A 19,644-nucleotide genomic window follows, 5' to 3' on the forward strand; every position below is an offset into this window, starting at 1 on the left:
GCGTTTCTCCGTCGTGCCGGCTCAGCGATCCACTTCGCCGAACACGAGGTCGTAGGTGCCGATCATCGCCACCACGTCGGCCAGCATGTGGCCGCGCACGATGGAGTCGATCGACGAAAGATGGGCGAAGCCAGGTGCACGCAGGTGCACGCGGAACGGCTTGTTGGCACCGTCGGAAACCAGGTAGCAGCCGAACTCGCCCTTCGGCGCCTCGACTGCGCAGTAGGTTTCGCCGGCCGGCACGCCATAGCCCTCGGTGAACAGCTTGAAGTGATGGATGAGCGCTTCCATGCTCTCCTTCATGTCTTCGCGCTTGGGCGGCGCCACCTTGTAGTTGTCCACCATCACCGGGCCGGGGTTGGCACGCAGCCAGTCCACGCACTGCTTGATGATGCGGTTCGACTGGCGCAGTTCCTCGACGCGCACCAGATAGCGGTCGTAGCAGTCGCCGTTGACGCCCACCGGGATGTCGAAATCCACGTCGGCGTACTTCGCATACGGCTGCTTCTTGCGCAGATCCCACTCCACGCCGGAGCCGCGCAGCATCGCGCCGGTCATGCCCCAGGCCTGCGCCTGCTCGGGCGAGACCACGCCGATGCCGACCGTGCGCTGCTTCCAGATGCGGTTGCCGGTGAGCAGTTCCTCGTACTCGTCGACCTTGCCCGGGAAGTCCTTGGTGAAGGCGTCAAGGAAGTCGAGCATCGAGCCTTCGCGCCAGCTGTTCAGACGCTTCAGGTCATTGCCCTTGTGCCAGGGCGACTCGCGATACTGCGGCATGTGCGCCGGCAGGTCGCGGTAGACACCGCCGGGACGGTAATAGGTGGCGTGCATGCGCGCACCGGACACCGCCTCGTAGCAGTCCATCAGCTCTTCGCGTTCGCGGAAGGCGTACAGGAACACCGCCATCGCGCCCAGGTCGAGCGCGTTCGAACCCACCCACATCAGGTGGTTCAGGATGCGCGTGATCTCGTCGAACATGGTGCGGATGTACTGCGCCCGCTCCGGCGCCTCGATCCCCAGCAGGTTCTCGATGGCACGCACGTAGGCGTGCTCGTTGCACATCATCGACACGTAGTCGAGGCGGTCCATGTAGCCGATCGACTGGTTGAACGGCTTGGATTCGGCCAGCTTCTCGGTACCACGATGCAGCAGGCCCACGTGTGGATCGGCGCGGACGATGGTTTCGCCGTCCATTTCCAGCACCAGGCGCAGCACGCCGTGCGCAGCCGGATGCTGCGGGCCGAAGTTCATCGTGTAATTGCGGATTTCCTGGGCCATGTCAGTTCCTGCGCCAGTCGTCGGAGGCCTCGGCCTTGGCCTGCAAGAGGTCGGCGTCGTCGCGGATGGTGCGCGGCACGAGCACGCGCGGCTCGATCGAGACAGGCTCGTACACCACGCGCTTCTGTTCGGGGTCGTAGCGGACCTCTACGTTGCCGACCAGCGGGAAGTCCTTGCGGAACGGATGTCCCACAAAGCCGTAGTCGGTAAGGATGCGGCGCAGGTCGGGATGACCGTCGAAAATGATGCCGTACAGGTCGAACGCCTCGCGCTCGAACCAGTTCACGCCCGGCCAGATGCCGGTCACCGACGGCACCACCGGCAACGCGTCGTCGGCGCAGAACACGCGCAGGCGCAGACGCTGGTTGTTCTCGATCGACAACAGGTGCATCACCGCGGCGAAGCGGTTCGGCTGCTGCACGTCGCGCGGGCGGTCGGCCCAGTCGAAGCGACCCATCGCCTCGCCCTCGACGCCACGCGAGAAGCCCGTCCAGGAGACGTCGGTGGTGTCCCACTCGGTCTGACCGTAGCCGAGGTAGTCGATACCGCACAGGTCGACCAGTTCGCCGAAGCGGAACTCCGGCTCGTCACGCAGCGCGGTGGCCACGGCGATCAGGTCGGCAGCGGCCAGTTCGGCCGTGGTCTCGTTGCGGACGGTGCTGATCTTCAGCGTCTCGCCGAACCGTGCGGCAAGGCGCCCGGCCAGCGAATTATTTTGCATGTCGGTCATGGCGACGCCTTCAGGAACGCGCGATGGTGCTGGTGCGGCGGATCTTCTTCTGCAGCTGCAGAATGCCGTGGATCAGGGCCTCGGCCGTCGGCGGGCAACCCGGCACGTAGATATCCACCGGCACCACGCGGTCGCAGCCACGCACCACCGAATACGAGTAGTGGTAGTAGCCGCCGCCGTTGGCGCAGCTGCCCATCGAGATCACCCACTTGGGGTCGGGCATCTGGTCGTAGACCTTGCGCAGCGCGGGGGCCATCTTGTTGACCAGCGTGCCGGCGACGATCATCACGTCGGACTGGCGCGGCGACGGACGGAACACGACGCCGTAGCGGTCGAGGTCCAGACGCGCGGCGCCGGCGTGCATCATCTCCACGGCACAGCAGGCCAGACCGAAGGTCATCGGCCACATCGAGCCGGTACGCGCCCAGTTCATCAGCGCGTCGACGCTGGTGGTCACGAAGCCACGCTGTACCACGGGGTTGTCGCCGGCCGGACGCAGGATGTCGTCCACCAGATTCAACGGCTGCGGGTTGTGCATCACCCGATCGATGGCGGACATCACTCCCATTCGAGTGCTCCCTTCTTCCAGACGTAGGCGAAACCGATCACCAGCAGCAGCAGGAACAGCGCCATCTCGATCAGCGCGGTCAGGCCGATCTGCTTGAACACCACCGCCCATGGGAACAGGAAGGCGATTTCCAGATCGAAGATGATGAACAGGATCGCCAGCAGGTAGTAGCGCACGTCGAAGCGCATGCGGGCGTCCTCGAAGGCCTCGAAGCCGCACTCGTAGGGCGACAGCTTCTCCGACTCGGGGCGACGCTGGCCGGCAAGCATGCCGATCACCAGCAACGCGATACCCAGGCCGACGGCGACAAGGATGAAAAGCAGGACAGGCCAATATTCGGCAAGCACGATGAAACCTACCTCCGCGCCGTCTGGCGCATCAGTGACCGTTGGGGAAAACGGCCCGTTACCTCGGGGCGGACCTTGCGGTCCAGGTCATCCGCACGACATGGTACGGACGTCCGAATTTCCACGATGCGAGCTCGGGAACCGATACATTGTACCAGTGCGTATAGGTAGGACGACAAGCCTTGACGCCCGAAAAAGCGCCATAAATGTGCCCATGAGGCACAACAATTACATGGTGAGCGTGGGTCGCTCGGAACCGAGCACGCCCGCCAGCAGCGCTTCGATGCGACTGCGGGCGACTTCGCCGTCGGGCGATTCGTTGAATTGCACGCCGATACCGGCGGTCCGGTTGCCCTGCGCGCCGACCGGAGTGACCCACACCACCTTGCCCGCCACCGACAGCCGCTCGCCAGCGTCGATCAGGTTGATCAGCAGCACGACCTCGTCGCCCAGCGCGTAGGTTTGCGCCGTTGGCGCGAACAGCCCGCCCTGCTTCAGGAACGGCATGTAGGCACCGTAGAGCGCGGCGGCATCCTTGAACTTCAACGAAATGATGCCCTGTCGGGCGCTGACCGGGTTCATGCCCGCTTCCCCTGTATTGCTGTGCCGGACGGCATCCGCGCATCGTAGCGACGGGCGGCCCCGCGCGCAAAGCGGCAAGCGATCCTCCCTGCCCGGCTCAGACGCGACACCAGCCCCAGACGTCGAAAATCCACGGCGAGGGCCAGTCCAGGTGCAGCTTGGCGAAGCGCGAGCCGGATGCGCGACGGGCAAGCGACAGCCGATAGCCACCGTCGCCCGCAACCACGACGTCACCCCAGGCGTGATCGGTCACGCCCGCGGCATCGGCCACCAGCACACGCAGGAAAGGCTGCAGCCATCGGGGTGGACACCATGGCAACGGCCCGGCCTCGGGCGTCGATGCCCCGGTCTCCAGCGGAACGAATTGCTCCGGGCGTGTCGCCAGGCGCAGCAGCCGGTCGCCGCTCAACGTCATCTGGGTAACGTGCTCGCGCAGCGCATCCAGCTTGGCCTGCTGCTGTCCGGACGAGGCCGTGGCGAGCATGACCGCCCCGGGCAAAGGCTGACCGTGCACCGGATAGGCCAGCCCGGCAGGTGACAGGTCGCGCGCATCGAAAGCCAGCCGGCACAGCACATGGGCCGCACCATGGTCCGGGTGACGGTCCTCCAGAGCCGGCAGCGCCACCAGGTTGGGCTCGAAGGCGTCGATCGCCGCACCGAGCACTGCCATGGCTCCAGCCGGGTCCTGCACGAGTTGCCCTGTCAGCCCCATGTCGGGCCAGCCCAGCGACTGCAGGGCGGACGCCGGCAAGCCGAGTTTCGCCACCGCCTGGGCAACCTCGGCCCGCCGTCGCCGCCCCCAGCGCAGGCGTTCCTGCGCGCCGATCCACCAGCGCCGCTCCAGCCAGCGCTGCGGCCACGGGTTGTTGTCACCGTCGGTCAGTTGCAGGATGTGCACCGTGCCACCCGCGTCGCGCACCTGCTGCATCAGTACGCCGCAGGCCAGCGTCTCGTCATCGGGATGCGGCGCCACCACCAGCAGGCGGGTCGAGGCGGAGAAGGTTGGCCACGGCACGGGCGGCTCTGCAGCGGGCCGGGGTCAGCGCCAGCGACCGAGCAGGTCGAGCAGCAGCAGATCGCCGCGCAACGGTCCACGCAGGGCATCGCGAGCGCGGTTGGCGTGCTCGTACCAGCGGGCCAGCGCCTCTTCGTCCAGACCGCTGGAAAGGGGTGCCGGCTGGCCACTGGCGCGTGCACGCAGCTCGTCGACCGTCGCCTGGGCGGCAAACCACAAGCGCTGCTCGGGTTCGCTGTCGAGCCAGCGTCGCACCACCTCCATGGCCTCGCCACGGCCGGCCGCCAGCGCCGCCAGGTCCTTGCGCACTTCCTGGCGACGGTCGAGTGCGCCGTGCTGCGCCCATGCGCGGGCCAGACCGGGGTTGCCGCCGGCCGCATCGAGCGCCGCCGCCGGCGACCCCACACCCTCGGCCTGCAGCCAGTCCAGCGCCTGCTCGCGTGCCGGCAAGGCGAACTCGATCCGCTGGCAACGACTGCGGATGGTCTGCGGCAAGCGCCACGGCGCATCGGCGACGAGCACCAGCATGGTCTGCCGCGCCGGCTCCTCCAGCGTTTTCAGCAAGGCATTCGCGGCCGCGACATTCATGGCGTCGGCCGGGTCGATGCTCGCCACCTGCCAGCCGCCGAACTGACTGGAAGTCGCCAGTCGCGCCGAGAGCCCACGAATCTGGTCCACCACGATTTCGCTGCGCTGCACGCCATCCTTGCGCAGGCCGTAACTGAGCGTGACGCGGTCGGGATGGGTACCGGCATCAAGCAGCAGGCAACTGCGACACTGACCACACGCCTCGCCAGCGTCCGGCCGTTCGCACAGCAGTCCGCGCACGAAACGCTCCAGGAACGCACGCTTGCCCAGCCCGGTCGGGCCCGCCAAAAGCAAGGCATGCGGCAGGGCATCACGCGCATGGGTGGCCTGCAGCCGGGCCCATGCATCGACATGCCAGGGCATGCCGCTCACGAGACGCTCCCCAGCAACGGCGTCACGGCCTGCCATGCCGACTGCAGTACATCGGCCGGCGCGGCACTGGCGTCGATGACACGAAAGCGTGCCGGCTCCGCCGCGGCACGTGCGCGATAGGTCGAGCGCACCCGCTCGAAAAAGGCATCCGCCTCGCTTTCGATGCGGTCGGCCTCGCCGCGACCCGCAGCGCGCGCGCGACCGGTCGCCACCGGCAGGTCGAGCAACAAGGTGAGGTCGGGTTTCAGCCCCTGACACGCCCAGGCTTCCAGGCCCGCGATGCGCTCGACCGGCTGCCCGCGCCCGCCACCCTGATAGGCGTAGCTGGCATCGACGTAACGGTCGCACAGCACCCAGCGGCCTGCAGCGAGCGCCGGCTCGATCACCTCGCGCACCAGTTGCGCGCGCGAGGCGAACATCAGCAGCAGTTCGCTCTCGGCACACATGCCGCGGCCGGCCGGATCGAGCAGGATGCCGCGCACTGCTTCGCCCAGCGCGGTGCCGCCCGGTTCGCGGGTCAGCAACAGGTCCACGCCGTGCGCTTCCAGACGTTCGCGCAAGCCCGCCAGCAAGGTGCTCTTGCCGGCACCCTCGCCGCCCTCCAGGCTGATGAACCGGCCGCGTGTTGCGTTCATCGGCAACGCTTCAGCTGGTAGCAGTCCACATTGCGATCCTGCTCCTTCAGCGTATCGGCGAATGCGTGCGTGCCATCGCCTCGCGCCACGAAGTACAGGGCCGTGCCCGCTGCGGGGTGCAAGGCGGCCACGATCGCCGGCGTCCCCGGCAAGGCGATCGGCGTGGGCGTCAGGCCGGGATGCATGTAGGTGTTGTAGGGCGTATCCGTGGTCAGATCGACCCTGCGGATATCGCCGTGGTATTTCGCGCCCATGCCGTAGATCACGCTGGGATCGGTCTGCAGCAGCATGTGTTTTTCGAGTCGGCGCACGAACACGCCGGCAATCCGCGCGCGCTCGTCGGCGCGACCGGTTTCCTTTTCCACGATCGAGGCCAGGATCAGCGCGTCGTAGGGGGTCTTCAGCGGCAGGTCCTTCGCACGTTTCGGCCACAGCGCCGCCAGCGTCTTCTGCATCGCCTGGTGCGCACGCCTGAGCACATCGAGGTCGGTGTCGCCCTTCACGTACGCATAGGTCTCGGGCAGGAACCAGCCCTCCGGCGCCATGCCCGGCGCGCCGAGACGACGCATGATGGTCGCATCGTCCATGCCCACGGTGTCGTGCTTCAGTTCCGGCGCCTTCTGCAGCTGCTGCAGCATCTGATTGAAGGTCCAGCCGTCGACGATGGTGAAATCGTGCTGCACGACCTTGCCGTCGGCCATGTTCTGCAGCAGCTGGCGCGGCGTGATGCCGGCCGGCAGTGCGTATTCACCCGCATGCATGCGTCCGGTCACCTGCATGCGCATGGCCAGCAGGCGCCAGGCCAGCGGCGAGGCATGCGTCACCCCGCGACTACGCAGACCCCTGACGATTTCCTTGAAACTGGTGCCACGGGCAATGTCGATCTGCTGCCCGGTCGCTCCTACCTGCAAGGGCGCGTCCGAGAAACGCGTCACCGCGTGCCAGCCCCAGCCCAGCGCACCGGCCAGCGCCAGTACCGCGACCAGCATCAAGGCGCGGATGTGCGCCTTCCCCCCGACTGTCTTGCGACCACTCATGCCTGCTCCAGCGGAAAACCCAGTTCGATCCAGTGTGCCTGCATCGCACGCGCGACCGGACCCGGACGATACACGGTAGCGCCCACGGACTGAACCGGCAGGATGCCGCGCACGCTGGAACAAAGGAACATTTCCGCGGCCTGCCGGCAGTCGTCAAGGGACAGTTCACGCACCCGCGCCTGCGGCAAGGCGTCGAGCACTTCGGCCCGGGCCACACCGGCGACGCCGCAACGCGCCACCGACGGCGTTACCGGCACACCGTCGATCACCGCGAACAGGTTCGCCGACACCGCCGAAATCACCCGGCCGCTGCCGTCGCGCAGCAAGCCTTCATGCATCCGCGGGTCGTTCCATTCCGCGCGCGCCAGCACCTGCTCGAGCCGGTTCAGATGCTTCAGCCCTGCCAGCGCGGGCTGTTCGGCCAAACGGGTTTCGCAAAGATGAAGGCGCACCCCGTCGGCATACAGCCCGGTATCGACCACCGGCATGGGAAAGGCCGCCACGATACGGGTCGTCCGCGGCACCGAAGGCATGGCGTAGCCGCGTTCGCCGACACCGCGCGTCAGCGTGATGCGGACCACCGCATGCGGCATGTCCGCCAGACTCGTCCGCGCCTCGTCCAACAGCTGCGCGGCCGCGGGTGCCGGCATGTGCAGCCGTGAGCAGCCCAGCTGCAGACGCTGCATGTGACGGTCCCACAACGGCGCATGTCCATCGACGAAGCGGATCGTTTCGAACAGACCATCGCCGTAACTCAGGCCACGGTCGTCCGCCGAGACGACATCCGCCGCCTGCCCGTTGACCAGCCTCATGCGTCCGCCATGCCCAGCGCACGCAGCAGACCGCGTGCCTTGGCCCGGGTTTCGTCGAGTTCCTTCTCGGCCACCGAGTCGGCCACGATGCCGGCCCCCGCACGCAGGCTGACCGTGTCGCCGGCCAGCGTCAGCGTGCGGATCAGGATATTGAGATCGAGGTCGCCGCACAGGTCGAGATAGCCCAGCGCGCCGGTGTAGGCGCCGCGCGGCGCCTGCTCCAGCCCGGCCACGATCTCCATGCAGCGGACCTTCGGGCAGCCGGTGATGGTGCCACCCGGGAACACCGCGGCAATCGCCTCGCCCGGGGTCACCTCAGCACGCAGCCGGCCACGCACGTTGGAAACGATGTGGTGCACGTGGGCGTAGCTCTCCACCACCATCAGCTCGTCCACCTCGACCGTGCCAGGCACGCAGACGCGTCCCAGGTCGTTGCGTTCCAGATCAATCAGCATGACGTGCTCGGCGCGTTCCTTCGGATGCGCGTGCAGCTCGCGGATGCGCGCCACGTCGTCATCGCCGGCCAGTCGCGGGCGCGTGCCGGCGATCGGTCGCGTCTGCGCCACGCCGTCGCGGACCTCCACCAAGCGTTCCGGCGAGGAGCTGATCACCGCCCACCCCGTCTGCTGCATCAGACCGGCGAAGGGTGCCGGATTGGCCTGGCGCAGCGCCTGGTACAACGCAGCCGCTGCCGGCGCCTCGGCATAGCGCGCACGCCATGCGCGCGACAGATTCGCCTGGAAGATATCGCCCGCATGCAGATGCTGGTGGATGCGGCCCACGCCATCGAGGAACTGCTGCGGCGGGTCTTCCTCGAACGCAAGCGGCGCGGGCAGCGGCAATGTCTCTGCCGCGATGGCAAGATCGGCCTCCAGCGCATCCAGCAAGTGCGCGTGGCCGGCCTCGGCGACCAGCACGGTCTGCCCACTGGCGTGGTCGACGATGATGGCCGCCGGGCAACGCAGGGCCAGTGCCAGCGGCAGTTCGGCAGATGGCGTCAGCTGCAGCCGCGGCTCGACCTGCCCCACCAGTTCGTAGCTGAGCAGCATGACCCAGCCGCCGTGAAACGGCAGGCCATCCGTTGCCGCAGGACGGCGCTGCCCCTGCCAGTCGGTGTCCAGCACATCGAGAAATCGCCCTTCGCGCTCACGGCCCGAATCGTCTCGGACCAACCCATCGGCATCCAGCCGGAAGCTGTCCTGAGGAAACGCGAACAGGATGTCGTAACGCGCCTGCGGCGTGCCGGACTGCACGCTCTCCAGCAAGGCCGGATATCGGTCCGGAAACGCAGCGGCCGGCGCGAGCAAGTCGCGCCGGCCGCCGAGGATGCGGCAATGACAGGACATCACCTTCAGAGGCGACGGAATGCCAGGGTGCCGTTGGTACCGCCGAAACCGAACGAGTTGGAGATCGCGATGTCGATCTTCGCCTCGCGCGCGGTGTGCGGCACGAAGTCCAGGTCGCAGCCTTCGCCGGGCTCGTCCAGGTTGATCGTGGGCGGCAGTACCTGGTCGCGCATGGCCAGGATGGTGAAGATCGCCTCGACACCGCCGGCCGCGCCCAGCAAGTGGCCGGTCACCGACTTGGTCGAGCTCATCGCCAGCTTGTAGGCGTGGTCGCCGAACACCCGCTTGGCCGCCAGCACTTCGCCAAGATCGCCCAGCGGCGTGGAGGTGCCATGGGCGTTGACGTACTGCACGTCGGACGGATTGATGCCGGCGTCCTTCAACGCCGCCTCCATGCAGCGCGCCGCACCCTCGCCACCCTCGCTGGGTGCGGTGATGTGGTAGGCGTCGCCGCTCATGCCGAAACCGGCCAGCTCGGCGTAGATCTTCGCGCCGCGCGCCTTCGCATGTTCGTACTCTTCCAGCACCAGCACACCAGCGCCATCGGACAGCACGAAGCCGTCGCGGTCCTTGTCCCACGGACGGCTGGCCTTGGTCGGCTCGTCGTTGCGGGTGGACATGGCCTTGGCCGAGCAGAAACCGGCCATCGCCGTGCCGGTAGTGGCGAACTCAGCGCCACCGGCGATCATCACGTCGGCATCGCCGTACTGGATCATCCGCGCCGCCAGGCCGATGTTGTGCGTGGCCGTGGTGCAAGCGGTGACACAGGCGATGTTGGGCCCCTTCAGGCCATACATGATCGAAAGATGGCCCGAGACCATGTTGATGATCGAGCTGGGCACGAAGAACGGCGACACGCGACGCGGCCCCTTCTCATGCAGCTCGATCGAGGTGCGCTCGATGGTGTGCAGGCCACCGATGCCGGCAGCCACCGCCACGCCGATACGCGGCGCATTGGCCTCCGTTACCTCCAGCCCGGAATCGCGCAGGGCTTGCGTGCCCGCGGCGATGCCGTAGTGGATGAACGGATCCATCTTCTTCACCTCTTTCGGCGCGACCCATTCAGCCGGATCGAAACCGACAACCTGCCCGGCGATACGCGTGGCGTAGGTGCTGGCGTCGAAATGGGTAACCGACCCGATGCCGCTGACACCCTTCAGGATGCGCTCCCAGGCGGTGGTGATGTCATTGCCGACCGGCGAAACAATGCCGAGGCCGGTCACTACCACACGTCGTTTGCTCATGGATTGAAGTTCCTTCGTGCTTCGGGAAATACAACGGCCAAAGCCGCCATTCTCCCGCATTTCGCGGATGCCTGCCGAACCTGCACACCATACGGGATCGGACGTTGCAGATCGCAGAAACGAAAACTGCGCCCATATGGCGCAGCTTCCGATACCGTTACGCTGACGACAGCACGGCGTACGTCGCCGACTGCCGCACGTCGATCAGTCCTTGGTGTGGGCCTTGATGTAATCGACGGCCTGCTGCACGGTGGTGATCTTCTCGGCTTCTTCGTCCGGAATCTCGGTCTCGAACTCTTCCTCGAGAGCCATCACCAGTTCGACCGTGTCCAGCGAATCGGCGCCCAGATCGTCAACAAACGACGCGTTCGCCGTGACTTCGTCTTCCTTCACGCCCAGCTGCTCGATGACGATTTTCTTGACGCGTTCTTCGATGGTGCTCATGTTGCCAAACCTCCCACGGGGAATTGGTGTATGCCAGCTGTGCCGGCCTTAAGACCGGCGAATTGTAGTGGCTAAAAGGCAAAGCCGCCACGTCGCACCGGCATCATCTGGATGCGCCGCCCTGCGGCATGCGCGAAATGGCGATTGTCGCCTAAAAATCGAACGAAGGCGATAACCCCGCCCACAGTTCGCCATGCGGCATGCGCAATCCGTGCGCTGGAAGCCGGTTTGACACGGCGTGCAACGGCGCATTCGGGCCGCTGCGGACGCTTATTCCGCGGCCTTCTCCGGTTGCGCCGGAGCCACCGCGGATGCCGGCAACACGGCGGCCCAGCCGTTGCCCACGGCTGTCGTCGACAAACCATTGTCCGGTCGCTTGCCGTGGCTGGCCCACATCAGCAGATAGCCCTGCGGATGGGCCTTGGCCCAGGCCTCGGGATCGTCCGTCACCGGCAGCGTTCGCGGCAACCGCCCCAGGAAATTGACCAGACCGGGCTCGCTCGCCTCGGCCGCCATTGGCACCTGCCGGGCCTGCAGCGCAGCCACGCGATGCGCCAGACCACGCAGGTCGCTGGCGCCAAGCACCTGTGTGCGCATCACCGGAAGCATGCCCAGTGCCAACAGCGCGGTAGCCACCGTGATGTGACGGGCGCCACCGGCCTGACCGGCATGCCACAGCACCACGGCCGCCGCCAACAGCAACAGTGCGGACAGGCCCAGCAGCCCATAGCGGGCCCCCTCGGTCATCGGCCACGGCTGCATGTCGCCCGGACGCAGCACGGCCCAGACCCAGAGCCCCACACACAGCAGCGCCAGCCACCACAACCGGCGCGGCGCCAGCAGTTCGCCGGGACGCCCGCCCAGCGAAGCCAGCAGCAAGGCCACGCCCGGCATGCAGGGCAACAGGTAATGCAGCTGCTTGCCGCTGACCAGGCAGAAGCCGAGGAACGCCGGCAGGCTGGCGCACAAACCGAAACGCGCCATCATCGAGCTGCGCCATGTGGTCCGCCACGCAGCCAGGCGCTTCCAGCGCAGCACCAACGGCCACGGCAGCAGAATCGGCAGCAACCAGATCAGGTACCACCAGACCGGCCGGCGATGCGCGAAGCTGTGCACCACGCGCCCTGCGGTCTGCCGGACCAGCAGGTCACGCGCATCGGCCTCGCCCAGGCCATGCACGGCCGCAAGCGCCCACAGCAGCACCGGCAAGCCGCCCAGCAGCGCCATCAGCAACGGCCAGCCCAACCGCTTCCAGGAAACCCGGATCGACGGCGCCGCCCACCAGGGCGCCAGCAGGATCGGCCCGGCCAGATGCAGCAACATCACCGGGCCTTTCGCCAGCATGCCCAGGCTGCTGGCCACGAAAAGCAGCAGCAAGGCACGCCAGCCACCGCCCTGCACCCACCTCAGCACAGCCAGATAGGCCAGCAGCACGCAGCAGGTGAGCGTGATGTCGAACATCACCACGCCGGCGAACAGCAGGAAATAGACGAAACCCGGCAGCATCCAGGCCGCCGTGTTGCCGGCCCGGGCATCCAGTCGCCGGCTGATGGCCGCCAGCAGTGCAACGCACCCGGTCCCGGCCAGCACCGATACCAGTCGCGCCGACCACAGCGAGACGCCGAACATGCTCCAGGCCAGGTTCACCAGCCAGAACAGCAGCGGAGGCTTGTCGAAATAAGGCACCCCGTCGACATGCAGGGTGATCCAGGAACCGGTCTGGCGCATCTCCCAGGCGATGCTGAGGTAACGCGTCTCGTCCACCGGCACGGCAGGGAGAATCCAGAGTACGGGCAACAGCAGCAGCATGACCATCCATGGCTGCTCGTCGATCAGGGTCTGCAAACGTGACAGGAGCTTCATCGCGGTATTTTAGGCCATCGCACTCGTGACCTGCTCAATAGTTGATGCATCACATGCCGATGGATGCGAGCTGTCCGGCCGGGCGCTTCCGCATGCCGACAGCATGGATGCGCATGCGGACGACCAAGACACAGCGGGCCCGCCATCAGAACATGGCGGGCCCGCTTGGATCACGCAGGCATGATCGCAGCTGCAGCAGACGACCGGGCGGACCCAGGTTACGGCATGTACATGCCGCCGTTCACGTGCAGCGTTTCGCCGGTGATGTAAGCCGCCGCGGGCGAAGCCAGGAAGGCCACTGCCTGCGCGATATCGGAGGCCTCCCCGAGGCGACCCAGCGCGATCTGTCCCAGCAGCGCCTCCTTCGCCGACTCCGGCAGGGCGCGGGTCATGTCGGTATCGATGAAACCGGGCGCCACCACGTTCACGGTGATGCCGCGCGAACCGATCTCGCGCGCCAGCGACTTGGAGAACGCGATGATGCCGGCCTTGGCCGCCGCATAGTTGGACTGCCCCGGGTTGCCGGTCAGGCCGATCACCGAGGCGATCGAGATGATGCGACCCTTGCGCGCCTTCATCATGCCGCGCATCACCGCCTTGCTGGTGCGGAACACCGAGCTGAGGTTGGTATCGAGGATGGCCTGCCAGTCAGCCTCGGGCATGCGCATCAGCAACTGGTCGCGCGTGATGCCCGCGTTGTTGACCAGGATGCTCACGGCACCGAATTCCTTGGTGATGCCGTCGATCAACGCATCCACCGCGGCAGCATCGGTCACATTCAGCATGCGGCCGTGACCGCCATGCGCGGCCAACCGATCGCCGATCGCCGTGGCACCAGCTTCGCTGGTGGCGGTGCCGATCACGGTGGCGCCCTGTGCGGCCAGCGTGTCGGCGATAGCCGCGCCAATGCCGCGGCTGGCGCCGGTAACGAGGGCGATCTCACCCTGCAGGATGTTGCTCATGCTCATGCTTCCTTAGTCTCGTGTCTGTTGCTTGTCTGATGCGGCACGTGGAAATCAGGCCCACCCGGCCTGCGCGCTTTCAAGCTCGGCAGGGGTGCCGATCGCGCGGGCCTCAATCGACTTGTCGATGCGCTTGGCCAACCCGGCCAGCACTTTGCCGGGCCCGCACTCGGCGAACCGCGTCGCCCCCCCGGCCTGCAGCGCCTGCACGCACTCGGTCCAGCGCACCGGCATGTAGAGCTGGCGCTGCAGCGCGCCGCGAATATCGTCCAGCGCGTCGTAGCTGCGCGCCTCGGCATTCTGTACCACCGGCATCGACGGCAGCGCCCACTGCAACATAGCCATGCGCTCGCCCAGCCGGTCGGCGGCATCGCGCATCAACGCGCAATGCGAAGGCACCGACACCGCCAGTTTCACCGCCTTGCGCACGCCCACGCTGGCCAGTTTCGCCAGGGCGCGGTCGACCGCTTCGGCGTCACCGGCGATGACCAGCTGACCGGGCGAGTTGTAATTGGCCGGCGCCACCACCTGGCCCTGTGCCACCTCGTCGCAGACCGCCGCGATCTGCGCATCGTCGCCACCAAGGATGGCCGCCATCGCACCGGTGCCTGCTGGCACCGCCGCCTGCATCAGGCGACCACGCTCGGCCACCAATGCTGCGGCATCATGCAGCGAGAGTGCACCCGCGCAGACCAGGGCGCTGTATTCGCCCAGGCTGTGACCGGCCAGCTGCGCCGGCTGCGTCCCGCCCAGCTTGTTCCATACGCGCCACACCGCCACGCTGGCCGCCAGCAGTGCCGGCTGGGTGTTCTCGGTGCGGTTGAGCTGCTCATCGGGCCCCTGCTGGCTTAGCGCCCACAGGTCGACACCCGCCCCCTGCGAGGCTTCGTCGAAGGTCGCCTTCACTTCGGCATGGGCTGCGGCCAACTCGGCCAGCATGCCTACCGACTGCGAGCCCTGACCGGGGAAAACGAAAGCAAGCGTGGATGCGGCGTCGCTCATGTATGCGGATGTTCCGTGAATTGAAACCGGCATCTTGCCAGCATTGACCTGCGTACGCAGCCGTATTCCCGACCGCACAAAGCACGATGCCGCCCGGTGGGCGGCATCGCAGCGTGCTCGAATGACGTCGAAAACTCAGTAGCGCAGCAGCGCCGAAGCCCAGGTAAAGCCGCCACCGAATGCTTCCAGCAGCAGGTTCTGGCCACGCTTCACCTTGCCCGAGCGCACCGCGTAGTCCAGTGCCAGCGGCACCGAACCCGAGGACGTGTTGGCATGCTTGTCGACGGTCACGATGACCTGCTCCATCGACATGCTCAGCCGCTTGGCGGTCGCCTCGATGATGCGCAGGTTGGCCTGGTGCGGAATCAGCCAGTCCAGCTGGGAAGCTTCGAGGCCGGCTGCCTGCAAGGTCTGCTCGACCAGCGAATCCAGCGTCTTGACCGCGACCTTGAACACTTCACGCCCGGCCATCTTGATGCGCACGCCATGGTTTGGCTCGTCGCGGAATCCGGCCGAGACGCCGACCGGGTTCCACAGCAGTTCCTTGTAGCCGCCATCGGCGTGCAGGCAGGTGGCATAGATGCCCGGCTCGCTGCTGGCCTCCAGCACCACCGCACCGGCACCGTCGCCGAACAGCACGCAGGTTTCGCGCTCGTTCCAGTCGACCATGCGGGTCAGCGTCTCGGCACCGATCACCAGCACCTTCTTCGACTGCCCGCTCTTGATGAATTTGTCGGCGATGCCCAGGGCGTAGACAAAGCCCGAGCAGGCCGCATTGACGTCGAATGCGGCGCAGCCGTTGGCGCCCAGCCGGTCCTGCACCAGGCAGGCCGTGGACGGGAAAATGATGTCGGGTGTGGTGGTGCCCACCACGATCAGGTCCAGCTCCGATGCCTTGACGCCGGCCGCCTCGAGCGCGCGCTGCGCAGCCTCGAAGGCAAGGTCACCGGTGGTCTGCCCCTCGGCAGCGATGTGGCGCTGGCGAATGCCGGTGCGCGTACGAATCCATTCGTCGCTGGTATCGACGATCTTTTCCAGATCGGCATTGGTGACCACGCGCTCGGGCAGCGCGCTGCCGGTGGCGATGATGCGTGAGTAGATCTGGGCCATTCACCTGTCCATCAGCGGAATTCTGGAGATACGCGCCCGCATCAGCCGCATGGCTACCGGGCGTGGGACGCAAAGGTACGCGCAAGCATGCCGCAAACGCAAAGCGGCGCGTCGCCGCGCCGCCTCGCATGAACGTATACCGGCGCGAGGCCGATCAGTCCTCGTCGACCACCGCGACGCTGGTCTGGATCACCTTCTTGCCACGGTAGTAACCGTCGGCGGTGACGTGATGGCGCAGATGCACCTCGCCACTGGTCGGATCGGTCGACAGCTGCACGGTCTTCAGCTTGTCGTGGGCACGGCGCATGCCACGGGTGGACGGGGTACGGCGGCTCTTGGCAACGGCCATGATGGTTCTCCGGGTGAATCAGTGATTCTTGAGTTCGCGCAGAACCGCGAACGGGTTGTCGGTACGTTCCGGGATGGACGCATCGTCCGTACCGGAACCGGTTACTTCGTCGGGCAACACGCTGTCCGGATTGACCGGCACCAGTGGCAGCGCCAACAGTATTTCGTCCTCGATCACGTCGGCCGGAACCAGCTTGCCATCGGCCGCCACCAGCAGTGGCTCGCAACCCGGCGGCAGACCGGCCTCTTCGTGTTCGCGCCGGATCAGGCCAAGCCGCGTGTCCACCGCAATCGGCAACACGAACGGCTCCAGCGTCCGCTGGCATACCAGCGTCACAGGGGCCTGGGCACGCACATCCAGATAGGCCGCATCGAACTCGTCCCTGCCGAAGTCCAGCTCGAAACGCACCACCCCCTCGTTCGACGCCAGCGCCTCGCACAGGCGGGACATCGCGGAAACGGGCATGGAACCTTCGAATGAACGCCGCGCCGAGACCATGCGCCAAGCGTCCACGGACTCTGGCAGTGTCACGGACATAATCGCGGAATGGTATGCATCAGCCCCGCCCAAGTCAACCCGCCACGGTGAGGCAAAGACCAGGCGCTGCCGGGCTTTTGCCTGAAACTGCGGCATGCGGCAGACTGCCTGTCCGTCGACTGAACCTAATTCCGTGGAAGCCTACCTGATGCTGGGCGTGGCCGCACTGATTGCGGCGCTGATCGCCATTCTGGCCGTTTACGTAACCTTTCGCCTCCGGCTTGCCCGGCGCACCGCCAGTGTACGGCGCCTGCTGGAGCTGGCCGACCGGCTCGAGACCGACCTGAAATCCTGCCGCAACGGGCTGCGCCAGGCACATGCCGTGATGTCGCTGAACCCCGACCAGCCGGCCAGCGGCGAGCAGGAAGCCACCCAGGCGATCGACGCCGGACTGCGTTCGCTGTTGCAGCAGCGCATCTGGATCCGCGATCGCGCCTCGCGCGCCAGCCAGTCCGAACTGGATGCGGCCGCCCGCACCATGAATGAGGTGCGCGAGCGCCTGCATCCACTGCTGCAGGCGCTCGGCCAGGCCCAGCAGGAACTGGACAGCGCCATGCGCGAACACATCCGGCGAGAACCCGAGGCATGAGCGCCCCGCTGCTGATCCTGGGGTCCACTTCCCGCTACCGGGCGGAACTGCTGCGACGTCTGACCGACGACTTCCAGCAGGCCGCCCCGGGGACCGACGAAGCGGCCCTTGCCGGTGAAGGCCCGGCACAGCGCGCCCTGCGACTGGCAGTCGCCAAGGCTGGCGCGGTCGGCCAGGGCCGGGACGATGCTCTGGTCATCGGCTCGGATCAGGTTGCCGAACTGGATGGAGCGGTGCTGGACAAACCCGGCAGCGTCGCGCGCGCCCATGCCCAGCTTGTCGCTTCCTCCGGCCAGGTGGTGAACTTCCATACCGCGCTGTGCCTGCTCGACACCCGCAGCGGCGAAGTGCATACCCATGTCGACCTGACCCGGGTTCACTTCCGCAGCCTCGGCGAGGCTGAAATTGCGCGTTATATCCAGCGCGAGCAGCCGCTGGACTGCGCCGGCAGCTTCAAGTGCGAAGGCCTGGGCATCAGCCTGTTCGAGCGTATCGAGAGTGCAGACCCCACCGCCCTGATCGGCCTGCCACTGATCGCACTGGCCCGCCTGCTGCGCGCAGCCGGCATCGCGCTGCCCTGACAGCGCTCAGCGATAGCGCCGATCCGCAGCATAGGCCCGTTGCCAGATGATGCAGGCATTGCGCTGCGCAACCTGCGCCGGAAACGTTATCGGCGCATGCGCAGGCACCCGTCCCGCGTAGAACGCCACGCGGACGCGTCCCTGGTAAAGGTCCAGCCGGCGCAGCGCAACCGGATCATCAATGCGTGAACACAGCGCGCCCAGCCAGCCGGGCCGTTCGTGCACGTTTATGTCCAGCTCGTCGACCGCCAGCAACATCGGCGCCCCGGCATGCGCCATGCGCAGGGCATGACCGTCGCGCTTCCACACCACCAGCTGCGGCGCCCGTCCGTGAAAGGCGTTCAGCGGGCTGTCCAGCGCATACACCGGGACCCGCCCGTCCAGTTGGAAGTCGAGTTCGGCCGCCAGCTTGAAGTCATCGGCCACCAGCACCGTGCCGGGCGGCTGAGCGCGCAGCAAGTCACTGGCCGCCTTGCCGCTTTCGCGCCAGCCCACGAAATTGCCCGGAAAAGCCTTGACCCTCGCCATCACGCCGGCGGCACCAGGCATCGCAGCCATGCCCAGATAGCCAAACACCAGCAGTTGCCCAATGGCCGCCAGCGCAAAGGCCGTGGCGGCAAACCCTCGCCAGCGACGACGCGCGGCCAGCGGTCGCCACAGCATCGGCAACGCCACCAGCAACGGCAGGTAACCCGGCAACGGCCAGTGTGCCCGGAAGCGCCGATCGTCGGCGAAGAGCCCGCCCAGGAAATAGCCGAGCACGAAGGTCAACGCCATCACCGCCAGCACGTCCCACGGCGAACCTTCCGCCCGGCGCTGCCAGCAGCGCCATGCAGCCCAGAGCAGCATCAGGTAGAGCAACGGCGTGCAGGTCAGCGCCTGTTCCAGTGGCTGCACCAGCGCACTGGCGTGAAACCGCCACGGATTGCGCTGCACCAGCTGGAACATCAGTCCGGCACCGTGCTGCTGCCAGTTCGAAACCAGTATCGGCAGCAGGCCGATCATGGCGACCGCCATGGCAAGCCAGAATCCACGGCATCGCCACAAACGGCGGCCACGGGGCGTGAGCAGGCAAAGCAGCAGCCCGGCCAGCATCGGCATCGCCGCGCGGTAATGGCTCAACCATGCACAGGCCAGCGCCAGCCCCAGCAACAGCCAGTCCCGTAGTCGATCGGCATCCATCGCCCGCACCAGCGCAAGCAAGGCAAGCATGATTGCCACGGTAAGCGGCACATCCGGCAGCGCCAATACGCCAAGACTGCCGGCCAGCGGCAATACCAGGCAGCACAGCCCGGCCTGCCAACCTGCCCGGGCATCGAAGAGTCTGCGCGCCAACAGCACCACCAGCCAGGGCAGCGCACTGCCGATGACAAGAAAAGGCCAGCGCATGGCCAGCAGACCATGTCCGGCGACGCCATCGCCAAGGCGGATCAACCAGGCGGTCAGCGGCGGCAGGTCGCTGTAGCCCCAGGCAAGGTGGCGACTCTCCTGCCAGTAGAAAGCTTCATCCGCGAACGGGGCCAGCGTCGCCGCAATCGCCAGCTTGATCGACAGCTCGATGACGAAGGCCGTGACGAAGGCCGCTCGCCAGCGTGCGAACGGCATGGCTACACTGCCTTGGTCAGGCATGCGCCACCGGCCATGCCATCCACT

At 66.8% G+C, this 19,644-nt stretch carries 22 protein-coding genes; 2 read left to right on the forward strand and 20 right to left on the reverse strand.

Going from position 1 to position 19,644, the window contains the following annotated elements; genetic code table 11:
- Window positions 1–21 precede the first annotated feature (21 nt).
- The 19 genes from RA164_RS09665 to RA164_RS09755 form a co-directional block, all read right to left on the reverse strand.
- Window positions 22–1,278 carry an NADH-quinone oxidoreductase subunit D gene (locus tag RA164_RS09665; RefSeq protein ID WP_329740643.1) on the reverse strand — a complete coding sequence of 419 codons (1,257 nt, stop codon included), beginning with the start codon at window positions 1,276–1,278 and terminating at the stop codon, window positions 22–24.
- 1 nt (window position 1,279) lies between these two features.
- On the reverse strand, window positions 1,280–2,008 hold the full coding sequence (locus tag RA164_RS09670; protein ID WP_329740644.1) for an NADH-quinone oxidoreductase subunit C: 729 nt from the start codon (window positions 2,006–2,008) through the stop codon (window positions 1,280–1,282).
- Between the two features lie 10 nt (window positions 2,009–2,018).
- Window positions 2,019–2,576 carry a NuoB/complex I 20 kDa subunit family protein gene (locus RA164_RS09675; RefSeq protein ID WP_329740645.1) on the reverse strand — a complete coding sequence of 186 codons (558 nt, stop codon included), beginning with the start codon at window positions 2,574–2,576 and terminating at the stop codon, window positions 2,019–2,021.
- On the reverse strand, window positions 2,567–2,923 hold the full coding sequence (locus RA164_RS09680; protein ID WP_329740646.1) for an NADH-quinone oxidoreductase subunit A: 357 nt from the start codon (window positions 2,921–2,923) through the stop codon (window positions 2,567–2,569). The genes RA164_RS09675 and RA164_RS09680 overlap by 10 nt, the downstream gene beginning before the upstream one ends.
- 228 nt (window positions 2,924–3,151) lie before the next feature.
- Entirely contained in the window at window positions 3,152–3,505 is a 354-nt protein-coding gene (locus RA164_RS09685) for a PilZ domain-containing protein (protein ID WP_329740647.1), read from the reverse strand.
- A gap of 97 nt (window positions 3,506–3,602) precedes the next feature.
- Window positions 3,603–4,520, reverse strand: coding sequence for a PIG-L deacetylase family protein (locus tag RA164_RS09690; protein WP_329740648.1), 918 nt, complete (start codon window positions 4,518–4,520; stop codon window positions 3,603–3,605).
- A 24-nt stretch (window positions 4,521–4,544) separates the two neighbouring features.
- Window positions 4,545–5,480, reverse strand: a complete 936-nt coding sequence (gene holB, locus RA164_RS09695; protein WP_329740649.1) for a DNA polymerase III subunit delta' — start codon at window positions 5,478–5,480, stop codon at window positions 4,545–4,547.
- Complete coding sequence (gene tmk, locus RA164_RS09700; RefSeq protein ID WP_329740650.1) at window positions 5,477–6,115, reverse strand: dTMP kinase; 639 nt, start codon at window positions 6,113–6,115, stop codon at window positions 5,477–5,479. The genes holB and tmk overlap by 4 nt, the downstream gene beginning before the upstream one ends.
- Window positions 6,112–7,152 (reverse strand): endolytic transglycosylase MltG, encoded by a 1,041-nt coding sequence (gene mltG / locus RA164_RS09705; protein WP_329740651.1) that lies wholly within the window; start codon window positions 7,150–7,152, stop codon window positions 6,112–6,114. Before mltG ends, tmk begins: the two co-directional genes overlap by 4 nt.
- On the reverse strand, window positions 7,149–7,964 hold the full coding sequence (pabC, locus tag RA164_RS09710; protein ID WP_329740652.1) for an aminodeoxychorismate lyase: 816 nt from the start codon (window positions 7,962–7,964) through the stop codon (window positions 7,149–7,151). Before pabC ends, mltG begins: the two co-directional genes overlap by 4 nt.
- Window positions 7,961–9,310 (reverse strand): aminodeoxychorismate synthase component I, encoded by a 1,350-nt coding sequence (locus RA164_RS09715; protein ID WP_329740653.1) that lies wholly within the window; start codon window positions 9,308–9,310, stop codon window positions 7,961–7,963. The genes pabC and RA164_RS09715 overlap by 4 nt, the downstream gene beginning before the upstream one ends.
- Window positions 9,311–9,315: 5 nt before the next feature.
- On the reverse strand, window positions 9,316–10,554 hold the full coding sequence (gene fabF / locus RA164_RS09720) for a beta-ketoacyl-ACP synthase II (RefSeq protein WP_329740654.1): 1,239 nt from the start codon (window positions 10,552–10,554) through the stop codon (window positions 9,316–9,318).
- Window positions 10,555–10,758: 204 nt separating this feature from the next.
- Complete coding sequence (gene acpP, locus RA164_RS09725) at window positions 10,759–10,998, reverse strand: acyl carrier protein (RefSeq protein WP_091336635.1); 240 nt, start codon at window positions 10,996–10,998, stop codon at window positions 10,759–10,761.
- 270 nt (window positions 10,999–11,268) lie between these two features.
- Window positions 11,269–12,861, reverse strand: coding sequence for an ArnT family glycosyltransferase (locus tag RA164_RS09730; protein WP_329740656.1), 1,593 nt, complete (start codon window positions 12,859–12,861; stop codon window positions 11,269–11,271).
- A gap of 218 nt (window positions 12,862–13,079) precedes the next feature.
- Window positions 13,080–13,823, reverse strand: coding sequence for a 3-oxoacyl-ACP reductase FabG (gene fabG, locus RA164_RS09735; RefSeq protein WP_329740657.1), 744 nt, complete (start codon window positions 13,821–13,823; stop codon window positions 13,080–13,082).
- A 54-nt stretch (window positions 13,824–13,877) separates the two neighbouring features.
- Window positions 13,878–14,825 (reverse strand): ACP S-malonyltransferase, encoded by a 948-nt coding sequence (gene fabD, locus RA164_RS09740; RefSeq protein WP_329740658.1) that lies wholly within the window; start codon window positions 14,823–14,825, stop codon window positions 13,878–13,880.
- A 135-nt stretch (window positions 14,826–14,960) separates the two neighbouring features.
- On the reverse strand, window positions 14,961–15,935 hold the full coding sequence (locus tag RA164_RS09745; protein WP_329740659.1) for a beta-ketoacyl-ACP synthase III: 975 nt from the start codon (window positions 15,933–15,935) through the stop codon (window positions 14,961–14,963).
- A gap of 154 nt (window positions 15,936–16,089) precedes the next feature.
- On the reverse strand, window positions 16,090–16,284 hold the full coding sequence (rpmF, locus tag RA164_RS09750) for a 50S ribosomal protein L32 (RefSeq protein ID WP_329740660.1): 195 nt from the start codon (window positions 16,282–16,284) through the stop codon (window positions 16,090–16,092).
- Window positions 16,285–16,302: 18 nt separating this feature from the next.
- On the reverse strand, window positions 16,303–16,782 hold the full coding sequence (locus RA164_RS09755; protein ID WP_329743524.1) for a YceD family protein: 480 nt from the start codon (window positions 16,780–16,782) through the stop codon (window positions 16,303–16,305).
- Between the two features lie 172 nt (window positions 16,783–16,954).
- On the opposite strand from RA164_RS09755, the gene RA164_RS09760 reads away from it, so the two are divergent.
- Window positions 16,955–17,410 carry a hypothetical protein gene (locus RA164_RS09760; RefSeq protein ID WP_329740661.1) on the forward strand — a complete coding sequence of 152 codons (456 nt, stop codon included), beginning with the start codon at window positions 16,955–16,957 and terminating at the stop codon, window positions 17,408–17,410.
- The gene (locus tag RA164_RS09765; protein WP_329740662.1) at window positions 17,407–17,991 is read left to right on the forward strand and encodes a Maf family protein; all 585 of its coding nucleotides are present in this window, start codon (window positions 17,407–17,409) and stop codon (window positions 17,989–17,991) included. Before RA164_RS09760 ends, RA164_RS09765 begins: the two co-directional genes overlap by 4 nt.
- Before the next feature lie 6 nt (window positions 17,992–17,997).
- Here the strand turns inward: RA164_RS09765 and RA164_RS09770 are convergent, their stop codons facing one another.
- Entirely contained in the window at window positions 17,998–19,596 is a 1,599-nt protein-coding gene (locus RA164_RS09770) for an ArnT family glycosyltransferase (RefSeq protein ID WP_329740663.1), read from the reverse strand.
- Window positions 19,597–19,644 lie beyond the last annotated feature (48 nt).

It is taken from the genome of Dyella sp. A6 (genome assembly GCF_036320485.1).
GTDB lineage: Bacteria > Pseudomonadota > Gammaproteobacteria > Xanthomonadales > Rhodanobacteraceae > Rhodanobacter_A > Rhodanobacter_A aluminiiresistens.